This window comes from Aeromonas sp. R4-2, from assembly GCF_040908295.1.
Taxonomy (GTDB): Bacteria; Pseudomonadota; Gammaproteobacteria; order Enterobacterales; family Aeromonadaceae; genus Aeromonas; species Aeromonas veronii.
The window spans coordinates 619457-638679 of the sequence record NZ_JBFODL010000014.1; the positions used below are offsets into that span (position 1 = coordinate 619457).

16 protein-coding genes are annotated in these 19223 nt (G+C 39.8%); all 16 read left to right on the plus strand.

The genetic code is table 11. The annotated features are described in order from the left end of the window. Positions 1-2 precede the first annotated feature (2 nt). The 16 genes from AB5Y99_RS13345 to AB5Y99_RS13420 all read left to right on the plus strand — a co-directional run bounded on the left by AB5Y99_RS13345 (position 3) and on the right by AB5Y99_RS13420 (position 19221). On the plus strand, positions 3-2423 hold the full coding sequence (locus AB5Y99_RS13345; RefSeq protein ID WP_368209874.1) for a methyltransferase domain-containing protein: 2421 nt from the start codon (positions 3-5) through the stop codon (positions 2421-2423). Next, a complete protein-coding gene (locus tag AB5Y99_RS13350) occupies positions 2413-3156 on the plus strand; it encodes a glycosyltransferase family 2 protein (protein WP_323891046.1) in 744 nt (247 codons plus the stop codon). Before AB5Y99_RS13345 ends, AB5Y99_RS13350 begins: the two co-directional genes overlap by 11 nt. A gap of 2 nt (positions 3157-3158) precedes the next feature. Then, positions 3159-4625 carry a glycosyltransferase family 4 protein gene (locus AB5Y99_RS13355; protein ID WP_323891048.1) on the plus strand — a complete coding sequence of 489 codons (1467 nt, stop codon included), beginning with the start codon at positions 3159-3161 and terminating at the stop codon, positions 4623-4625. Positions 4626-4662: 37 nt separating this feature from the next. Next, positions 4663-5580 (plus strand): NAD-dependent epimerase/dehydratase family protein, encoded by a 918-nt coding sequence (locus AB5Y99_RS13360; protein WP_323891049.1) that lies wholly within the window; start codon positions 4663-4665, stop codon positions 5578-5580. Positions 5581-5909: 329 nt separating this feature from the next. Then, positions 5910-6809, plus strand: a complete 900-nt coding sequence (locus AB5Y99_RS13365) for a glycosyltransferase family 2 protein (RefSeq protein ID WP_323891050.1) — start codon at positions 5910-5912, stop codon at positions 6807-6809. A 30-nt stretch (positions 6810-6839) separates the two neighbouring features. After that, complete coding sequence (locus AB5Y99_RS13370) at positions 6840-7646, plus strand: glycosyltransferase family 2 protein (RefSeq protein ID WP_368209876.1); 807 nt, start codon at positions 6840-6842, stop codon at positions 7644-7646. Next, positions 7646-8602 carry a UDP-glucose 4-epimerase family protein gene (locus AB5Y99_RS13375; protein ID WP_368209878.1) on the plus strand — a complete coding sequence of 319 codons (957 nt, stop codon included), beginning with the start codon at positions 7646-7648 and terminating at the stop codon, positions 8600-8602. Before AB5Y99_RS13370 ends, AB5Y99_RS13375 begins: the two co-directional genes overlap by 1 nt. Beyond that, complete coding sequence (locus AB5Y99_RS13380) at positions 8602-9627, plus strand: glycosyltransferase family 4 protein (RefSeq protein WP_368209954.1); 1026 nt, start codon at positions 8602-8604, stop codon at positions 9625-9627. The genes AB5Y99_RS13375 and AB5Y99_RS13380 overlap by 1 nt, the downstream gene beginning before the upstream one ends. Beyond that, positions 9624-11609: a polysaccharide biosynthesis protein gene (locus AB5Y99_RS13385; protein ID WP_368209880.1), complete on the plus strand. Its 1986-nt coding sequence runs from the start codon at positions 9624-9626 to the stop codon at positions 11607-11609. Before AB5Y99_RS13380 ends, AB5Y99_RS13385 begins: the two co-directional genes overlap by 4 nt. A gap of 774 nt (positions 11610-12383) precedes the next feature. Next, positions 12384-13406 carry an exopolysaccharide biosynthesis polyprenyl glycosylphosphotransferase gene (locus AB5Y99_RS13390; RefSeq protein WP_227016188.1) on the plus strand — a complete coding sequence of 341 codons (1023 nt, stop codon included), beginning with the start codon at positions 12384-12386 and terminating at the stop codon, positions 13404-13406. Positions 13407-13457: 51 nt separating this feature from the next. After that, positions 13458-14711, plus strand: a complete 1254-nt coding sequence (locus tag AB5Y99_RS13395; RefSeq protein WP_368209881.1) for a flippase — start codon at positions 13458-13460, stop codon at positions 14709-14711. Next, positions 14708-15607: a glycosyltransferase family 2 protein gene (locus tag AB5Y99_RS13400; RefSeq protein ID WP_368209883.1), complete on the plus strand. Its 900-nt coding sequence runs from the start codon at positions 14708-14710 to the stop codon at positions 15605-15607. Before AB5Y99_RS13395 ends, AB5Y99_RS13400 begins: the two co-directional genes overlap by 4 nt. 369 nt (positions 15608-15976) lie before the next feature. After that, entirely contained in the window at positions 15977-16819 is an 843-nt protein-coding gene (locus AB5Y99_RS13405; RefSeq protein WP_368209884.1) for a hypothetical protein, read from the plus strand. Continuing rightward, entirely contained in the window at positions 16803-17264 is a 462-nt protein-coding gene (locus AB5Y99_RS13410) for a DapH/DapD/GlmU-related protein (RefSeq protein ID WP_368209886.1), read from the plus strand. Before AB5Y99_RS13405 ends, AB5Y99_RS13410 begins: the two co-directional genes overlap by 17 nt. Positions 17265-17347: 83 nt before the next feature. Beyond that, entirely contained in the window at positions 17348-18454 is a 1107-nt protein-coding gene (locus AB5Y99_RS13415) for a glycosyltransferase (RefSeq protein WP_368209887.1), read from the plus strand. 20 nt (positions 18455-18474) lie between these two features. Next, positions 18475-19221, plus strand: a complete 747-nt coding sequence (locus AB5Y99_RS13420) for a glycosyltransferase family 2 protein (RefSeq protein WP_368209889.1) — start codon at positions 18475-18477, stop codon at positions 19219-19221. Positions 19222-19223 lie beyond the last annotated feature (2 nt).

The window sequence follows — 19223 nt, forward strand, 5'->3', positions numbered from 1 at the left end:
ATATGCATCAGACATCTCAACTTGAAACTATAGTAGATGAGTTTATTCAATCTATTGGTTATAGAGATACATTAGTTATTGGCTCGGATTGTCAATATGTAAAAAAGCATCTCAATAAAAAAGGAATAAACTCGTTTCTCAATCATGATGATGCCATCATAGATAGTGCAGGTTTAGATACCGCAATTATATACAATATATCAGCAGATAAGATATTTTCAGTTTTTAGTGATCTTTATCATGCTAATATTGATAGTGTCTATATTGCACTAGAACTTGTTAAAGATAATGAAGGTTTATTTAGAAAAGATATTGAGGAAATAATTTTCTCGTGTGGTTATAAAAAGAAACATTCATATTATAATATCAATGATTATAGCAAAATAAGCGATAATGATATATGCATCCATGGTGTTTATGAGAAAATAAGAAAGAATAGTATATCTAGCTTCCCATTCTCACTCTTGCTTGAAGAGAGGGATTTGCATATGGATATGATGAGAGAGTCTGGTAGTCGGTCTGATGCTCATATCTATCGCTATAAATTTGCATGCGATTATATCAGGCCTGGTGATCGGGTATTAGATGCTGCATGTGGGCTTGGTTATGGTTCGCATGTCATCGCGCATCAATCCAAGGCTAAAAGTGTGCTTGGGGTTGATGGCAGTCGCTTTGCTATTGAGTATGCTAATGCAACATATGCTGATGAGAGTACGAAATATATGGAGGGTTATCTCCCTGATACTCTTTCATCGTATAGTGATGCTAGTTTCGATATTATTATTAGTTTTGAAACATTAGAGCATGTTGAGAATCCTGAATCAGTTTTGAATGAATTCTATCGTTTGTTATCCCCCGGTGGGCGTTTGATAACTAGTGTGCCTAATGATTGGAGTGATGAGTCGGGAGAGGATCCCAATCCATTTCACTTCCATGTATATAAATTGGAAAAATTTGATTCACAATTAGGTGCGCTTTTTGATATTGAATCATATTTCGCACAGACTGCTGATAGAGTTAAATTGCTTCATTCTGATTGCATGTGGGAGCGTAGAGGGCGGAGCCTATATCAAATTGACTTGAACCGAGTATCTGTGGGAGTGGAATCTGAGTGGATTTTAGCTATAGTGACAAAAGATCCTACGGATCATAAACGCATCGATTATAATCAAACCTTATTTTACAATGAGAATAAATGTGTTTTAGAAAATGTCATTTCATTTGAGCGTGATTATAATAATCCTTGGCTTGTAAAATCACTCATTTCAATTGGTTGGTGTGCTGTTAATGCAGACCTACGGGAGAAATGGGCAGATAAAATATTATCAACATATCCTTCCACATCCGCAGATTATGGTGCCGCACTTTGTATCAAACTTTACAGATATTTGGATGATATTAACGATAAGTCACTGGTAATTTCAGAAAACACTGTTAATGAATATCTTTTATTAAAATATAATTCTAGTGTTAATCCAACCGTAAAAAGATGGGTGTACTCCATAGCTTATGTTTATGGCCTTATAAAAATGTATAATGGGGATTATGATTCAGCAGAAAAGTACTTTGAAATCATAGATTGTGATGGTGTATGCAATTATGACCTGACCTTATTGACAAAGTATGTTCTTTCTTTTTATTGGCGATGCATTCTTTCCATTGATGATAAAGATAGGTGTGTTAGTTTAATAGATGAGTGTGCCTCTAATGTAATATCATCTTTAAAGTTAATACCAACAGAGAGTATTGAGTTTCCTGACTTTTATCTTAGAGAGTTATCTTCTGTTGTCGCTTTATTATCACAACTTGTCTCTTTTAAAAATAACTATGATAATATCAAATATAAACCATCATTGTTTAATGATGAATTGTCTTCAAATATTTTATCAAGGCTATCTATTGAGCTAGATAAAAGTAAAAAACTGAATTTTCAAATTCATGATGCCGAATCAAAACATCATGATGCTGTGTCTACTTTAAACAATAAAATTAATTTGATATTTGAAGGAAAAGAATGGCTTGAAAAAGCATGGACTAATGAGAAAAACAATGGCTTATTACTAACGTCAAGGCTAGATCATATACAGAAAAATTTATCAGAGAATGAGCTGCAGTTAGCTACCGCAAGAGATATGTTGTCAGAGAAGGATCTGCAGTTAGAAGCCACAAGAGATATGTTGTCAGAGAAGGATCTGCAGTTAGAAGCCACAAGAGATATGTTGTCAGAGAAGGAACTGCAGTTAGAAGCCACAAGAGATATGTTGTCAGAGAAGGATCTGGAGTTAGTGGCCTCGAGAGATATGTTGTCAGAAAGAGAGGTAGAATTAGCTATCTTGCATGAGAGATTGCAAAAAATAGAATCATCATATTGGTTTAAATTTATAAAAATGGTACGTAATTTAAGGGGGCAGCATGTGCAATAATAACATAGATATCTCGTTGTTGGTAACAGTCCACAATGAAGGCGCACTCATACATTCAACCTTAAATTCAATAGAGCGGTGCCGTATATTTGCTAACTCTAAGGGCATATCCTGTGAGTATATTTTTGTTTTAGATTGCTGTGACTCTCAGACAAAGAATATTTTACAATGCCACCCTGTTTTTAAAAAATGCCAATGTACCTTAATTGAGGTTAAAAATAGGGATTTGGGTGCGTCAAGGAATGACGGAATATCACAAGCTAATGGTAAGGTCATCGCTGTTCTTGATGGTGACGATTATTTTTCTGAGAATTGGTTAGAGAGAGGTTGGTTTTACCTCCATGAATATGGAAAAGAAACTATTCTTCATCCGGAGTTTGTCATAAATTTTGGTGCTCATAGAGCGTACTGCTGGCAAGTAGAGCAATGTGGAGAGTATTATCAGGAAAGCGGTCTTCTATCTGGTAATTTTTGGACTTCATGGACTATTGCTTTTAAAGAGGTATACGTATCTTGTCCCTATCAAGTTACACGGCCATCAGCTACTGGATTTGGGTATGAAGATTGGCATTGGAATTGCGAAACCATTGCTAATGGATATAAACATCGATTAGCTTGGGGAACAATAGGCTTTTATCGTCGTAAAAAGCAAAGTCTTGTTAATTCAACCTTTAGTTCTGGCGCAATTATTCCAAAGTCGAAACTTTTCGATTTTTCACATGTCAAAGGTTAATAATGAAAAAAAGAATTTTCCTAGTATTAAGAACTATATATGTCGTTCTTGATAAAATAATCTTTAATTCTATGGGTATTTCTGCTCGACAGCGATATGTTCGTGTATGTTATAAACTTAAATCCTTTTTCTTTAAAGAGTATGGAACGCATATTCCTGATTTGTCAGAAATTGGCTCTGTTTCTATTGCGTCAAGTTTATTGACACCTTCAATACCTAGTTGGGTAATAGAGGAAATGAAGTCGATAGGTATGACTATAGATCCAGAGTTATATCCTACAGATGAATTCATATCTACATGTAATTATTATTCATATCCTATCATAGCTGCACCAGGGAATATCTATAATGAGATTATAAAAACCTCTTGTTCTAGAGAAGATTACTCTCATTGTTTTGCAATTCCATGGCTTAAGAGAGGTGGGGCTGATTATGTTTCCATCAAACATATAGAGCTAGCTGCAAAACAATCATTGTCAAAGATCTTGGTTATCATGACGGAACCAGGGGATTCTCCGTGGTTAAGTCGTTTACCTGAAAATGTTGATATTATTAATTTTAGCAAAATCGCATCTAAGATATCTCATGCGGAACAAATTAGTGTTTTAGTTAGACTTGTCATACAGCTGAAAATTGGTGTTCTACATATAATAAACTCAAGGCATATGTGGGATGTATTGGATAAACATGGACTTGCTTTAACGTCCTCAGGAATAAAAGTTTTTGTTTCTATTTATTGCGATGACTATGACAGCTATGGTAGACCTGTCGGATTTGCACGTAAATATTTGCCAACTACATATAAATATATTGAGCGTATTTTTACTGATAATATAAAGTTCAAGAAATTGATACATAATAATTATGGTTATCCACAAGAGCTTTTTGAAGTTATATATAGCCCTTTTGATTTATCAGTTATTCAACAAAATAATCACGAAGAACAGTATGATAAACGTGTTATTTGGGCGGGTAGAATTGATAGACAAAAAAGGCCTGACATATTACTTTCTATTGCAAGGTTGATGCCTGATGTTGAGTTTAGTGTTTATGGTGAAGCTGTTTTAGATTCCACTACTGATTATTTATCTGACATGAGGAAGCTAGGCAATATTACTTTGCATGGGAAGTTTAATGGCGTTGAAAGTTTACCGTTAAACAAAAACTCAATTTTCTTATATACGTCCCAGTGGGATGGAATCCCAACAATATTATTATCGGTAGCCGCAACTGGTATGCCTATAGTTGCATCTGATGTGGGGGGGGTGAGCGAAGTGATTGATGCTGAAACTAGAATGTTAGTTGGTGATTTTGAAGATCCTCACTCTTATAAAGAGGCTATTGATTGGGTCTTTAATAATTATTCTGATGCGTTAAAACAGGCCGCTCATACAAGAGATAAGGTTCTATCTAATCATAGTGATGCTAGCTTTGCATCTAAAATGAATACCGTACCCGGATATTTTTGATTTATCTATTAGATGTCTATTAGATTAGAGGTTTTATATGGTTTTTTTTATTCTTGGGGCCGGTGGATTTATTGGTAATGCTTTGGCTACTTATTTAATAGATAAAGGACATAGCATAAAAACATATGATAGAAATGATATTAATAGACTAGGTGATAGGCATATTGAACATTATGTTGGCGATTTTTCAACAGAGGATAGATGGACTGATATTTTATTAGGTGTTGATATTTGTTATCATTTCATATCAACAAGTTTACCTAGTACCTCTAATGAAAATCCTCAATTAGATGTTGAAGGAAATATTATCGGAACAATCAGGCTATTAGATGCGTTAAAAAATAATGTTAACGTTAAATTAATCTTCTCATCTTCTGGTGGTACAGTATATGGTTTTGGATGTGATGGATTGATTTCTGAGTCAGATAGTACAAATCCTATTTGCTCCTATGGAATAACTAAGTTATCAATAGAGAAGTACTTGTATCTTTACAACGTTTTATATGGCGTTAAATCTTTATCATTAAGAATCTCTAATCCCTATGGTATGGGGCAAATGAGGAATATATCGCAAGGTATTATTGGTGTATTTCTTAGTAAAATAAAGAAAGGTGAAAAATTAACAGTTTGGGGTGATGGTTCTACTATCAGAGACTATCTGTATATAGATGATTTAGTGTCGGCCTTATATAGCGCCTCATTGTACACAGGTAATGTAAATGTTATGAATGTTGGTTCTGGAGTCGGAACATCTATAAATAACATTTTGGATGTATTTAAAGAACATTTCAATGACATAGTTGTTGAATATGAACCAAAAAGATTGTTTGATGCCCAGTCAAATGTGCTTAATATATCTTTGATTCAAAATGAATTAGGTTGGAAACCTGAGGTTTCTATTTCCAATGGTATTGCCAAAATAATTGAAATGCATGGTATTATTAATGAAAAGTAATAATAGATATTATTGCTTTTAATGTTTTATTTTTATGACAATTATTGTGGGTTGTTGAATTGTAATCGCTCAATTTTATGAAACTTACTTTCTAGATTACCTTTAGAATTCCCTCTCTGGGGAGGGTATGTAAGTCTGCTTTTCATGATTTGATTAGTTCGCTAGTTCGCTAGTTCGCTAGTTCGAGATTAGAAAACTGCCAGTTTATATAATTAGAGTAACACTGAGGTATTACAAGGCATTAATTTTATTTTAATTAGCCTTTATTTTATAGGTTTGTGGTAATTTATGAGAGTTACTGAATATATTATTTTTATAAGGCTGATAATATGTCTAATTTCATAGATAAAAAGTTATCAGCAATTGTTATAGTTACATATTTTCCAGACTCACGTGTCACTTCTAAAGTGATTGGGATGTCAAAGTTGGTAGATCTTGTTTATGTGGTAGATAATACCCCAGAGAACGGTTCTGGCTTTACTACTGACGTTATCCCAAGCAATGTTAGTATATTAGCGTTAGGTGAAAATAAGGGCATTGCTACTGCATTGAACCATGGGGCAGACCTAGCATTTAAAGATGGTGCTGATTTTGTTTTTTTCTTTGATCAAGACAGTAATCCAGATCAGTCCATGATTGATACATTGATCACGGTAAGTTCCGGTTTTGTGGATAGTAATGTCGCAGTTGTGGGTCCAGCATATTTTGATACGCGTTTAGCCAAGAAAGCGCCATTCATCACGTTTAAACAAGGTAGGTTATGTAGGATTCCTGCTGAAGGGGACAAGCTGATTGAGGCCGATTATCTTATTACGTCTGGCAGCATCATCAGTCGTAAGTCTTGGGAATGCATAGGACCTCACGATGACTCGCTATTTATAGATTATGTTGATATTGAATGGTGTTTGCGTGCTAAAAGTCTTGGGTGGCGTGTTATTGGCGTTCCATATGTAGTTATGGAACATACACTTGGAGATGAGCCAATAAACGTATTTGGTAAGAAATTACCTGTACATTCACCAATCAGGCATTATTATTTTTTCAGAAATTGTATTTCTTTACTACGTAGAGATTATATACCCACAGGCTTTAAATTAAGAGAGCTTTGTTTTTTGCCGATTCGATTTTTTGTCTATGCATTTTTCACAAAAAACAAGTTGTCTCACATTACTAAGATGAGTAAGGGGCTGCTGGATGGGATTTTATCTAAGTCAGGTCCCTATCTGTGATTCCTATAAATTACTTAGCGGTATTTTTTAATGAGTAATGTGATAAGTGTCAGTCTTGTTGTATATAAGCCAGTCAAACAAGAGTTATATGCTACGTTGCAGAGTTTGTTTAATGCAGCCTTGAAGTACTCGGCCATTGAATTGACCATTGTTGACAATTCACCAAGTAGCTCTAGGGTACAAGTTGAGGACTATATATCTGCAGAGTTGATTAGTAAGGCTAGCGTGATTTATCGACATAATCCGGATAACTTGGGCTTTGGTGAAGGGCATAATCAAGCATTACAGAACGATTCCAAATACCACCTTATCCTTAACCCTGATCTTGAAGTTGCTCCAGATGCACTGAAAAATGCACTCGAGTTTATGGAGCAACATCCGGATTGCGGATTATTGACGCCTTTCGCTACGTGGGAAGATGGTGAGGTACAGCGGCTTTGCAAACGCTATCCAACCGTATTTGATTTATTGCTGCGCGGTTTTGCGCCCGCGTTTGTGAAGAAGTTATTCCAGACGCGCTTGGCGAAATATGAGATGGCAGACCAGCTCAACGATCGTGACGTGCTGTGGGACCCACCCATTGTCAGTGGTTGTTTTATGCTGTTTCGCTCAGATGTTCTGCAGCAGCTCGGAGGGTTTGACCCTCGCTTCTTCCTCTATTTTGAAGATTTTGACATCAGTTTGCGGGCTGGAAAGATCAGCCGGATTGCTTATGTCCCTCAGGTGAAGGTCGTTCATCACGGTGGGCATGCATCCCGCAAAGGCTGGCGCCATATCTGGATGTTTGGGCGCTCCATGGTGACTTTCTTCAATATTCACGGTTGGCGTTGGTGGTAATGGTAGATATCAAAAGTACAGTCTTGGTCACAGGTGCCAACGGATTTGTAGGCAAGGCGGTCTGTGAACACTTGCTGGCGCTGGGGGCGAATGTTAAAGGAGCGGTGCGAAGTCACTCGCTGGCTTCTTACCATGTTCAGGCTCCCTCTCTGACTGCGGATGCCAACTGGACTGCTCAATTGCAACAGGTGGATGTGGTTGTTCACTGTGCTGCCAGGGTGCATGTAATGTCGGATACCGCGACAGATCCCCTGGCTGCGTTTCGAGCGGTGAATACAGAGGGCTCCCTCGCTCTTGCCCGGCAGGCTGCTGAGGCAGGAGTAAAGCGCTTCATCTTTATCAGTTCGATCAAAGTGAATGGCGAGCAGACCGAGCCTGGCAAGCCATTTGATGAGAATGTGCAAAGTCCGCCAGAAGATCCCTATGGACGCTCGAAGTATGACGCGGAACAGGGGCTGATGGCACTCGCGAAAGAGTGTGGTATGGCTGTAACCATCATTCGTCCTCCTCTTATTTACGGGGAAGGGGTGAAGGCTAACTTTGCCAGTATGATGACCTGGGTGCGCAAAGGGATCCCGCTCCCGTTTGCCCGTTTGACCAATGTGCGTAGCCTGTTGGCGTTACCTAATCTGTGTGACTTCATTGCCCATGCGATGGCGCACCCTGCTGCAGTGAATCAGGTCTTTTTAGTCGCAGATCCTGTCGCAGTGTCGACGTCGCAGTTATTGGCGGTGATTGCAGAAGCAGAAGGAGTTCGCTGTCGGCTCTTTTATCTCCCACCAAGAGTAATAAGAGTGCTTGGACGCTGTTTGGGGATTGATGCCAAGCTACAACGGATTTATGGCTCTCTGGAAATGGATACCCGCAAGGCTCAGAGCCGATTACAATGGTCGGCACCCTATTCGCTCTCTCAGACCCTATCTCTGATGGCGTCAATCCATAGTGAGTCGTCTTGATGCTGGCATTTGTTTTGTTGTCGATATTTTGTCTTTTTCTTTCAATCACCATGACCGGCCTGCTCAGGCGCTACGCACAGACCCGCTTGCTTGACCAACCCAATCATCGCAGTTCGCATCAGGTGCCTACCCCGAGAGGCGGTGGCATGGCTATCGTGGCGACCTTTCTGCTGGCAGCCCCGTTGTTTGTCACCCTGATCCCACTTCCCGCCAGCATATCCCAGAGCAGCTTCGCATTGATATGGGCTGCGGCGCTGGGAATTGCCTTGGTTGGTTTTATCGATGACCACATCTCTCTCAAGCCCCGAACCCGCCTGATTGTGCAGAGCATGGCGGCAGCTTTGGTGGTTTCTGCGGTTGATGGTTTGCCAGCGCTGACCTTCTTTGGTTGGCAGCTCGATCTGGCCTGGTTTGGTTACCTGCTGGCCTGGCTGGGGGTGATCTGGTTTATCAATCTCTACAACTTTATGGATGGCATCGATGGCTTGGCAGCAGGTGAAGCCGTTGTCGTCTGTCTGTTCATGGTGTTATTTCACTATCTGGTTGGGGGAGAGTGGTCGTCTGCCAGTTTGATCCTGCTACTGGGAATTTCGGCGGCGGGCTTCTTGTGCTGGAATTTTCCGCCCGCCAGGATCTTTATGGGAGATGGTGGCAGCGGATTTCTTGGCTTGATGCTGGCTTCCCTGATGCTGCTGGATGCTGCTTCTTCACCTCCATTCCTGTGGGCATGGCTCGTCATGCTCGGGGTCTTTGTGGTTGATGCGACCTGGACGTTGCTGAATCGCTTTCGCCTGAAATGTCGTCTGAGCGAGGCTCATCGTACTCATGGCTATCAATATCTGGTGAGACGTTGGCAAAGTCATCGAAACGTGACCTTGGCTGTGCTTCTTATAAATAGCCTCTGGCTTGCGCCAATCGCTGTCATGATTGTATTGGGCCAGCTCGATGGTGTGAGCGGTCTGGTCATTGCCTACTTGCCGTTAGCTTTTCTTGCGTATCACCTGAATGCAGGAGTACCAGAATGAGAAATGAGCTTTTACCCGGTGGGAGCTGGCTACTGACTTGCCTGGGCTCCCTGTCACGAGCCAGCAAGCGTGCCATCTCTGTCACCGTTGATATGATCCTGATCACCATGACCTATTGGGGAGCGTACTGGATCCGGCTTGAACATAACTGGCCAATCGATAGCCCGCATCACTGGGCACTGCTTGGCGCAATTATCATTGTCAGCATCAGTTTGTTTGTACGGCTGGGGCTGTATCGCGCAGTGCTCCGATATGTCAGCTTTCGGGTGCTATGGACAATCTCGCTAGGGGCATTTCTTTCAACCTGTTTCTTTGTTCTCTCTGCGTTTTACTTCGATATCTTTCTGCCGAGAACGGTCTCGGTTATCTATCTCTCCTTTTTGGTGTTACTGGTTGGCGGTGTGCGGCTGTTTTTCCGGGCGCTCCTTAATACCACCCGTTTAGCTCGCACCCAGGTGTTGATTTACGGCGCGGGCTCTTCGGGCCGACAGCTGCAAATGGCCTTGTTGCAAGGCAATGAGTTTTATCCCGTTGCCTTTGTTGATGATGATCCCGCCAAACAGGGATGCGTGATCCAGGGCTGTACCGTTTATCACAGTGCTCAGCTGCCAACCTTGATTGACCACCATGGGGTGCAGAAGATCTTGCTGGCTATGCCGAGCAGCACCAGAGCGCGTCGTCAGGAGGTGATTAATGCACTTGAGCCCCTCTCTTGCGAAGTGCTCTCTATCCCGGGGATGGCCGATCTGGTCAATGGCTCTGCCCGCATAGATCAGCTCAATGAGGTCTCCATCGACGATCTGTTGGGCAGAGATCCGGTAGAGCCGGTGACCACCTTGATGGAAGCCAATATCACAGGTAAAGCGGTCATGGTAACAGGTGCCGGTGGCTCCATTGGTTCTGAGCTCTGCCGCCAGATCTTGCGGTGCCGGCCATCCACTCTGGTGCTGTTCGAACTATCCGAATACGCCCTCTATGTCCTGCACAAGAACCTGCGGGAGCAGTGTCAGCGTGAAGAAATCGAAACGGATCTGGTGCCGTTACTGGGGTCAGTGCAGCGCCAGCATCGTCTCAAGACGGTGATGCAGAGCTTCAGGATCCAGACCGTCTACCATACGGCTGCTTACAAACATGTCCCGCTGGTTGAGTTCAACATCATTGAAGGGGTACGTAACAACGTATTCGGCACTCTTTATGCGGCACAGGCGGCCATTGAGGCTGGGGTGGAAACATTCGTGCTGATCTCTACCGATAAAGCCGTGCGGCCAACCAACACCATGGGGGCCAGCAAGCGTCTGGCCGAGTTGATCTTGCAAGCCTTGACCCGCGAGAAGCACAGCACTCGTTTTTGTATGGTGCGTTTTGGCAATGTTCTTGGATCTTCCGGCTCAGTGGTGCCGTTATTCAGACAGCAGATAGATAAGGGGGGGCCCATCACTCTGACTCACCCCGATATTATCCGTTACTTCATGACCATACCTGAGGCTGCCCAGCTGGTGATCCAAGCTGGCGCCATGGGGGAGGGGGGCGACGTCTTTGTGCTCGATATGGGGCAACCGGTACGGATCATGGAACTTGCCAAACGCATGATACGCCTCAGCGGCCTGACACTGCGTGATGAGCAGCGTCCTGATGGGGATATTGCCATCGAGGTGACGGGATTGCGGCCGGGCGAAAAGCTCTACGAAGAGTTACTGATTGGTGATGATGCCAGAGGAACCGAGCATCCCCGGATCATGGTGGCACAAGAGAGCTGGCTGCCCTGGTCGCGACTGCGCCCCTTGCTGGCCTCACTGGATGATGCTTGTCACCGTTTTGATCAACAGCAAGTGCGCGAGATCCTGATGCATGCTCCTGCTGCATTCGAACCGACAGATGGTATTTGTGATCTGGTGTGGCTAGCGAAGCAGCAGCTACCACCAAGTGATAATGTTGTTAAATTGCCCTCACATAACATAGATTTTTTGCTTGCTAATCACTGAATTTTTATATAGGCGTCCATTATTGGGCGCTTTTTTTTTGCTTTTCCACCTGTTTGTTTGTTTTTTAATCGATCGAGCCACTCGTGGACTAGATTGGCTACTCATTTTGGCGAACCGCAGGTAGAATTCCTGCCTCCACTGATTTCGGAATAATCCTACAGTTTTGCGCAAATGAATGCAGCAGAATGAGCGGAGCTATGGCGAATGGCTGGAGTGGCGACTTGTTTTGTTGTCATGATCGTCAGCAGTAAGGTATGGCAAATTACATATCAATTTACTGATGCCTTTAACAATATAAAAAGACTGCATGCACACTGGGAGCTGTAACTCAGGGGCGGTAGCCATTATTTTTTTTATAGATTGGATTGTTTTTTAGTCCGTTACTGACTTCTTTGTAGTCAGTTCGGCGCTTTAGCGATAGCGATGATATCGATACAAGAGGGACCGTCAGTAGTCCCCAGATACATGGCACGGGATAGAGAGTGTGACAACGCCGGAGTGTGATAATTCGGGTGTTTGTCACTGGTTGGCAATCGATTGTAATTGAAATGTTTTTACTGCCGGACTCGTCAACTCGACGAGTTTGCCGAGCTCCTCCTGTCCAGCCCTTCGCTTTCAAATAAAAATCAATCTCTTTTCTTTGTTCGTTTCTCGCTGCGGCTCGTTTCGACAAGCTGCCGGAGGGAAACACAAAATCTACGTGACGTGGCAGTCGAATGCCGATGAGACAAACCTCGATGGTTGTTTCTCTGGGTATAGACATGAAGAGAGCTTATGGGAATGCATAATAAAATAGACAGTAGTGCAGCCTTCGGGATTGCTGCGAATGAACAGTTGACGGCCGAGAGTCATTCACTGGATATTGGTAATCTGGTGTATGAGCTTAAGCGGGTTCACATGAAAAGTGATGAGCTTTATGTTTACTGCAGTGACAATGACAAAAAGCTTATCGAACGGGTGCTTGCTGATTATCCGTTCACATTGAACTTCAATGTGACAGACCTCTCGGCCCTGAAAGGTAAAACCCTTGTGCATTACAAGAGTGGTGACCTTCCCGATGAACTGGCCGCAATGCTGGTGCTGGCCACCAAATATGGCGCCTACGTTGAACCGCTGGTCAGTTATCTGGACCGTCGTTTCGGCCGCACTGAAGTGGAGTTGCTGCACAGCGGCTACTTCCTGCACATGAAATCTTTCTCCATCCTCTCCCGTCCATCCAATCGCATTGTCAAGCGTGCGCTGGATCTGGTCTCTGCCATTGCGCTCAGTCTGGTTGCCATTCCCATTGGCTTGCTTGCTGCACTAGCTATCAAACTGGAATCACCTGGTCCCATCTTTTATCGTCAAGCCCGGGTTGGCCTGTTCAACCAGGAATTCGACGTAATCAAATTCCGCTCTATGCGAAACGATGCCGAAAAAAATGGTGCTCAATGGGCAAGCAAGAACGACGCCCGAGTCACTCGTGTTGGCCGTTTCATTCGCAAGACCCGTATTGATGAACTACCGCAACTGATCAACGTCTTTAAAGGCGAAATGTCTCTGGTTGGCCCAAGACCCGAGCGGGAAGTATTTATCAAAGAGCTGGAAGCCGTTATCCCGTACTATCGCTTCCGTCATGCGGTCAAGCCCGGCATTACCGGCCTGGCTCAGGTAAAATACCCCTACGGCGCATCTATTGAAGATGCAGTTTGGAAGCATAAATACGATATCTTCTATATCAAGCATCAAAGCCTGATGTTGGATATCAAGATCCTGCTGCTGACAGTCAAGACTGTGCTGTTTGGAATGGGGCGATAGCCCCATCACACAAAAAAATGAACTGATGACATTTTTGTCTCGGGTGGGTTTATGTTAAAAAATGTCATCTATCTTTTTGGAATGCAGGGCATTAATTATTTAATGCCATTGCTAACTCTTCCATACCTTGTTCGCGTTTTGGGACCTCAGCATTACGGAGAGCTGAGTTTTGCCCTAGTAATTGCACAATATTGTGTCATGTTGACTGATTTTGGGTTTAATCTTTCAAGTTCGGCAAAAATAGCAAAAAACAATCAAAACCTAAAATATGTAAGCCGCGTATATTCTGATACAATATATTCAAAGTTGTTAATTGGGGTTGTAGTGTGTTTATGTGTATATGTATCAACATTTTATATTGAAAAGCTTGAGTCATCATCTAATTTGATTGCGATTTCATTAATTCAAGTTTTTGGTTGTGCACTGACACCTATTTGGTTGTTTCAGGGGTTAGAGATAATGAAGTGGTTTGCTATTTTAACAGCATCCTCTAAATTACTATGTCTCCCATTGATATTTATTTTTGTAAAAACACCTGATGATATTTCTCTTGCAGTTGCAATACAGGCTGGAGTATTTGTTCTTTCTGGTGTTGTATCTGTCTTTCTAACTAAAAGATTAGGCGTGAAATTTCTACCATTTGATGGTAATGGCATAGTAAAAAGTATTAAAGATAGTTCAGTTATTTTTATTGGCACTTTTTCAATCAGCCTATATACATTATCAACGCCATTAATCCTTGGTTTTGTTTCCACCTCATATGAAGTCGGTATCTTTTCTTCTGCGGACAAGATTAGGGGGGCATTATTAGGGGCCTTTATTATATTAGGTAATGTTTTTTATCCAAGAGTCAATAAGCTATTGGCCTCTGAGACAATTTGGCGTGGTTATGCTTTCATCTATAAAATTTTGAAGTATCAAGTGATAATTAGTTTAATTGTGTCAGTGTTGTTTTTTTATTTGTCTCCTTATATTGTTAGATATTATTTGGGAGATGAGTATTTAGATGCAATCTATTTGCTTAAATTAATGTCACCGATGATATTCTTAATTCCAATGTCCGTTGTTTTATCTAACTATATATTACTACCATTTGGGTACAAACGATTATTTTCATCCATTCCTATTGCGACGTCGCTCATGCATATTCTTTATGTATTCTTTTTGAGCAAGCAATATGGGGCATTAGGGGCCAGTATTGCAATCTTGATCACGGAAATACTGAGTTTTATATTACTGCTTATTGTTAATATGAAACTAGGGAATTTAAACTTGATCTTTAATAATCGGAGTGGCGTAAAATGATCGATGTTTCAGTTGTTTTACCAGTTTATAATGCAGAATTATATCTTTCAGAAGCTATAGAGTCTGTTCTAGCTCAGTCATATCGTAATTTTGAACTTATTATAATCAATGATGGCTCAACCGATAATAGCATAAATATAATTGAGAAATTTAAAAGGAAAGATGAAAGAATAAAAGTCATCTCACGTGAAAACAAGGGCCTGATTTATAGCTTGAATGAAGGTATTTCTGCCTCAAAGGGGCGGTATATAGCACGGATGGATGCCGATGATATTTGCTTTCTTGACCGTTTAGAAAAGCAAGTTAAGTATATGGATTCAAATGATTTAGACATATGTGGCGGGCATTATCTAGAGATGAATGAAGTTGGCACTGTTCAGCGGCTTAGATTTGTCCCAATAACTTCAGAGATTATTAATCTATCTTTAGTTAGTCGAGTTCCCTTCGCTCACCCATCGGTTGTATTCAGAAAATCTTTTATAGATGACAATGATCTTTGTTATGGCTGTGACAAATTTAAACATGCGGAAGACTTAGCTCTTTGGTTTGAATTTGCCGCTTGTGGTGCAAAATTTGGTAATGTAAATGATGTAATATTAAAATACCGAGTTTTAGATTCTTCACTATCGCGTAGAAATAGATTGAATCTAATAAAAGATACGCGAGTCATAAATCATTTACACTACATTAATTGTAGTAAAAATGATATTGAATCAGCTGATTATAGACGTATGTTAAGTAATAAAGATGATGCAAGGATCTTATCTGAATTTATATGGCATAGTTTTTTTAGTGATTTTAAAGTCGCTCTTTTAACTAAACTGCCTTTCAGACGATTTAATATTGAAGTTTTTATGGCATTTCTGAGACAGCTAAAGATTTTTATAGGTGGCTAAGTGCTTAAAATATTCTTGGTGCTGTTCTTTATATATGGTGTCAGTTATTCATTTGTGCCATATGCAATTCCTACTAGTTATATAGTGTTATTATCAATTATAGTGCTAATTGTAAAAAATAAACTTTCATTTTACATCCCATATAAGTTTGTTGTCGGCGTTTCAATAACATTATTTTCGGTTAGCCTAGCTAGCTTTTCAATTAATGCTCCCTCATCAGATTTATATATGGTGAAAGTGTCATTAGTGTACCTATTAATGCTATCTATATTTCCATTTTATATACGGAGATATTATAGAGATAATTTTATTCAGTTACTTAGACATATAGGTATAGCTGGCTTTATTAATGCCCTATTCATTATTTCTATGTTGTTATTTTCCCAATTACAAAATGCATATCTATCATTAGTTAGTATAGATACATTTAGTTTAATTGGAGGTGCTGATGCGCTAGATAGCCTTATGCGACTGCGAATGATCGGTATTACGGGGTTCTCTGCATATTCTACAGGTTTTGTACAGGTATCATGTGCTCTATGTTATTTAGTTTATATGAATAATGTAAAAGCAAGAAACATAGATTATATAATGTGGGGATTAATACTTGTTTCTGCAATGATTGCTGCCCGCTCATCAATCATCGGAGTTGTAATTTTATTAGTCTATTATATATATGCCTCAAAATTGTCAGTTATAACGAAAGGCTTTTTTGTTTCTATGTTTGTAGGAACATTGGTTTTTATTATTACCTATTATCTAATGCCTGTAGATACAAAAGATTTCTTTATACAATGGATTACTGAAGTTTTCACATCTGGCACCCAGACTGGGTCAGTCCAGAGTAATATAAAAATGTATATATATGGTATCGATGATTTCTCTATTCTTGGGGATTCTAGATGGTTTGGTGATAATAATGATTACTATATGAATACCGATGTTGGTTGGTATCGCGTTACATTTTCAATTGGAATCGTTGGTTGTGTATTATGGGCTTTAATGCTATTACTATTTCCAATTGAATTCTTTATAAGAAATAAACTGCATTTACTCGATGAGTTAGTCATTATTTTATTTTATGTTGTTTATATTTTTGCTCTGATGATGAAAGGAGCAATACTTTTTGACTCATATCAGTCATTGTTTTTTTTGATAGTATTTTATGTAGTGTTTTCCGCAAAAAGGATGTCTAATGAAACTAAAACATAAGTTTTTATTGGTGTATTGCCATTTTATTATGTGTGTGACATTCATTATTCCTGATTTTCCTCTTTCAATGAGATTTAGAGGGTGGTTATATTCAATTTTTATGAAGTCATGTGGAAGGAATTTCCAAGTTGCTCATGGTGCATGCCTTCGTGGAATTGAATTAATTAGTGCTGGTGATGATTGCTATATAGGTCCTAGCGTATTTATAATGGCACGGAGTGGTATTGTTATCGATGATGAAGCAATTATTGCCATGAATGTAGTTATTGTCGATAGTAACCATGGAAAAGTTGATGATAGTTATCGATATGCAAGAGGAAAAACAAAACCTATCTATATTGGTAAAGGTTCATGGGTAGCTGCAAATTCAGTAATAACGGCAGGATCTCTAGTCAAAGGTGGTAGTATCGTTCCGCCGTGTACTGTTGTACGTGAGAATTTTTAATTATGATAGGTTTATATTGCAATTGGAAAGTTAAGCCATGCGAAAATGGATTCTATATCAATGCTATTCATGCAAAGTATCTGATGATGTTTCAACAGAAGTATGGTGATGTATTATTGCTTTCGAATACTACCCCTTCCAAAATTGACAGTACGGATGTATTCATTGAGAATGGATGTGGTATAAATTTGCTATCTATCCCTTGTTTCTCTTCATACCTAGCTGCATTAAAGCATTCAATGAAAATAGTTAAGGCAATGAAGGCTTTATTTGATAGTTGTAGCCACATTTATGTAAGAACACCCGAGCCACTTTCATGGTTATTCGGGATTTTTAATTATAGAAAGACTCGGGTAATAAATTACCACTTTACATCAAATCCGTTGCAGGTATTGCTCTGTAATAACTCTATAGGTTTTATAAGTAGATATTCCAAGTTACTTGTCTTTTTACCTGAATATATGCTTACTTGTTTGGCTGCAAGATTTAATAAATGCAGTGCAAATGGGGACTCAATATTATCATATCTACCTTTTTATATGGCTAAAAGTAATGTTTCTATTCATATAGAAAGTACTCTTTCAGAGGCAGTTCTAAATTCAAATGATTCTGCAGATATTAACGTGAGAGATTGGTCAGATGCTGCGACTTTACATCTTTTATGTGTAAGCCGCTTGCAGTCTGCAAAGGGCATTGATATTTTGTTGAATGCAATTTGTGCGATTAAAAAGTCAGTGCCAGAGCTCGATTTTAAACTAAAAATTGTTGGTGATGGACCACTTCGTTCATTTTATGAAGAAATGATCGAGCGGCTTTCAATTAGTGATATTGTTCAGATGGTAGGGCATGTCAAAAATGGACCTGATCTAGACGAGATATATAAGTGCTCACATGTGTTAATTAATCCCTCTCTTTCTGAAACTGGACCTAGAGTATTATTGGAAGCCATGAATCTTTCGGTATTATGCTTATCGACAGATGTTGGCTATGCAAAAAAGGTCCTACTTGAAGACCCCGTGTGTGGCTTGGTCATCAAAAAGAATAGTCTGGAAGAGTTAATTAATTCCATATTATGGATTTGTCAGAATAGGCGTGATGCTGAAATACTAGCTAAATGTGGGAAACCTAAATCTAAAATATATTCTCTTGATAGATTTGTGGGCTCCATTTTTAAAGAACGTTTAAACTAGTTTGAATAGGTTAGATTAATATGTATGAGCCATTAGTTTCTATTATTATGCCGACTTATAATTCAGGTGGCACGATTAGAGATGCTATAGATAGTGTCTTGAAACAAAGTTATGTGAATTGGGAGTTGATAATCACAGATGATTTTTCATCTGATGAGACTGTTGAGATAGTTAATTCTTTTTCAAATACTGATCCACGAATTATTTTAATGCGAAATGAGATTAATTCAGGTGCCGGATTTTCAAGAAATAGATCCATCGATATTGCCAAGGGAAAATATATAGCTTTTTTGGATGCTGATGACCTCTGGCTTGAAAATAAACTCTCCAATCAGATCTCTTTTATGGAGAAAAATGGATATTTGTTCTCATTTTCATCCTATCAAAAGTTTTCGAAAGATGGTGACGGTGGCGTCGTTGTGGCACCAAATTCAGTTACATATCAGCAACTTCTTTATGGTAACGTCATCGGCTGCCTTACTGCTGTGTATAATGCTGAGGTTTTGGGAAAAAAGAAAATGCCACTTATTAGAAAGCGGCAAGATATGGGGCTCTGGCTTACCTTGTTGAAAGAGTGTGATGCTGCATATAGTCTACCGGATGTATTAGCTAAATATCGCACGGATACTGGTATGACACAGAATAAGATAAATACAGCAAAGTATCAGTGGGAATTTTACAGAACGGTTGTTCAGTTGAATTTATTTAAATCCAGTTGGTATTTCTGCTGGTATGCATTAAATGGTTTATTAAAACATAGAGTATAAAT

Bases quoted from the DNA above. Each gene is read 5' to 3' on its own strand.
- AB5Y99_RS13410 (WP_368209886.1), top strand. From the start codon at position 16,803: ATGAAACTAAAACATAAGTTTTTATTGGTGTATTGCCATTTTATTATG.
- AB5Y99_RS13375 (WP_368209878.1), top strand. From the start codon at position 7,646: ATGGTAGATATCAAAAGTACAGTCTTGGTCACAGGTGCCAACGGATTT.
- AB5Y99_RS13420 (WP_368209889.1), top strand. From the start codon at position 18,475: ATGTATGAGCCATTAGTTTCTATTATTATGCCGACTTATAATTCAGGT.
- AB5Y99_RS13380 (WP_368209954.1), top strand. From the start codon at position 8,602: ATGCTGGCATTTGTTTTGTTGTCGATATTTTGTCTTTTTCTTTCAATC.
- AB5Y99_RS13385 (WP_368209880.1), top strand. From the start codon at position 9,624: ATGAGAAATGAGCTTTTACCCGGTGGGAGCTGGCTACTGACTTGCCTG.
- AB5Y99_RS13345 (WP_368209874.1), top strand. From the start codon at position 3: ATGCATCAGACATCTCAACTTGAAACTATAGTAGATGAGTTTATTCAA.
- AB5Y99_RS13350 (WP_323891046.1), top strand. From the start codon at position 2,413: ATGTGCAATAATAACATAGATATCTCGTTGTTGGTAACAGTCCACAAT.
- AB5Y99_RS13395 (WP_368209881.1), top strand. From the start codon at position 13,458: ATGTTAAAAAATGTCATCTATCTTTTTGGAATGCAGGGCATTAATTAT.
- AB5Y99_RS13370 (WP_368209876.1), top strand. From the start codon at position 6,840: ATGAGTAATGTGATAAGTGTCAGTCTTGTTGTATATAAGCCAGTCAAA.
- AB5Y99_RS13390 (WP_227016188.1), top strand. From the start codon at position 12,384: ATGGGAATGCATAATAAAATAGACAGTAGTGCAGCCTTCGGGATTGCT.
- AB5Y99_RS13355 (WP_323891048.1), top strand. From the start codon at position 3,159: ATGAAAAAAAGAATTTTCCTAGTATTAAGAACTATATATGTCGTTCTT.
- AB5Y99_RS13365 (WP_323891050.1), top strand. From the start codon at position 5,910: ATGTCTAATTTCATAGATAAAAAGTTATCAGCAATTGTTATAGTTACA.
- AB5Y99_RS13360 (WP_323891049.1), top strand. From the start codon at position 4,663: ATGGTTTTTTTTATTCTTGGGGCCGGTGGATTTATTGGTAATGCTTTG.
- AB5Y99_RS13405 (WP_368209884.1), top strand. From the start codon at position 15,977: ATGTTGTTATTTTCCCAATTACAAAATGCATATCTATCATTAGTTAGT.
- AB5Y99_RS13415 (WP_368209887.1), top strand. From the start codon at position 17,348: ATGATGTTTCAACAGAAGTATGGTGATGTATTATTGCTTTCGAATACT.
- AB5Y99_RS13400 (WP_368209883.1), top strand. From the start codon at position 14,708: ATGATCGATGTTTCAGTTGTTTTACCAGTTTATAATGCAGAATTATAT.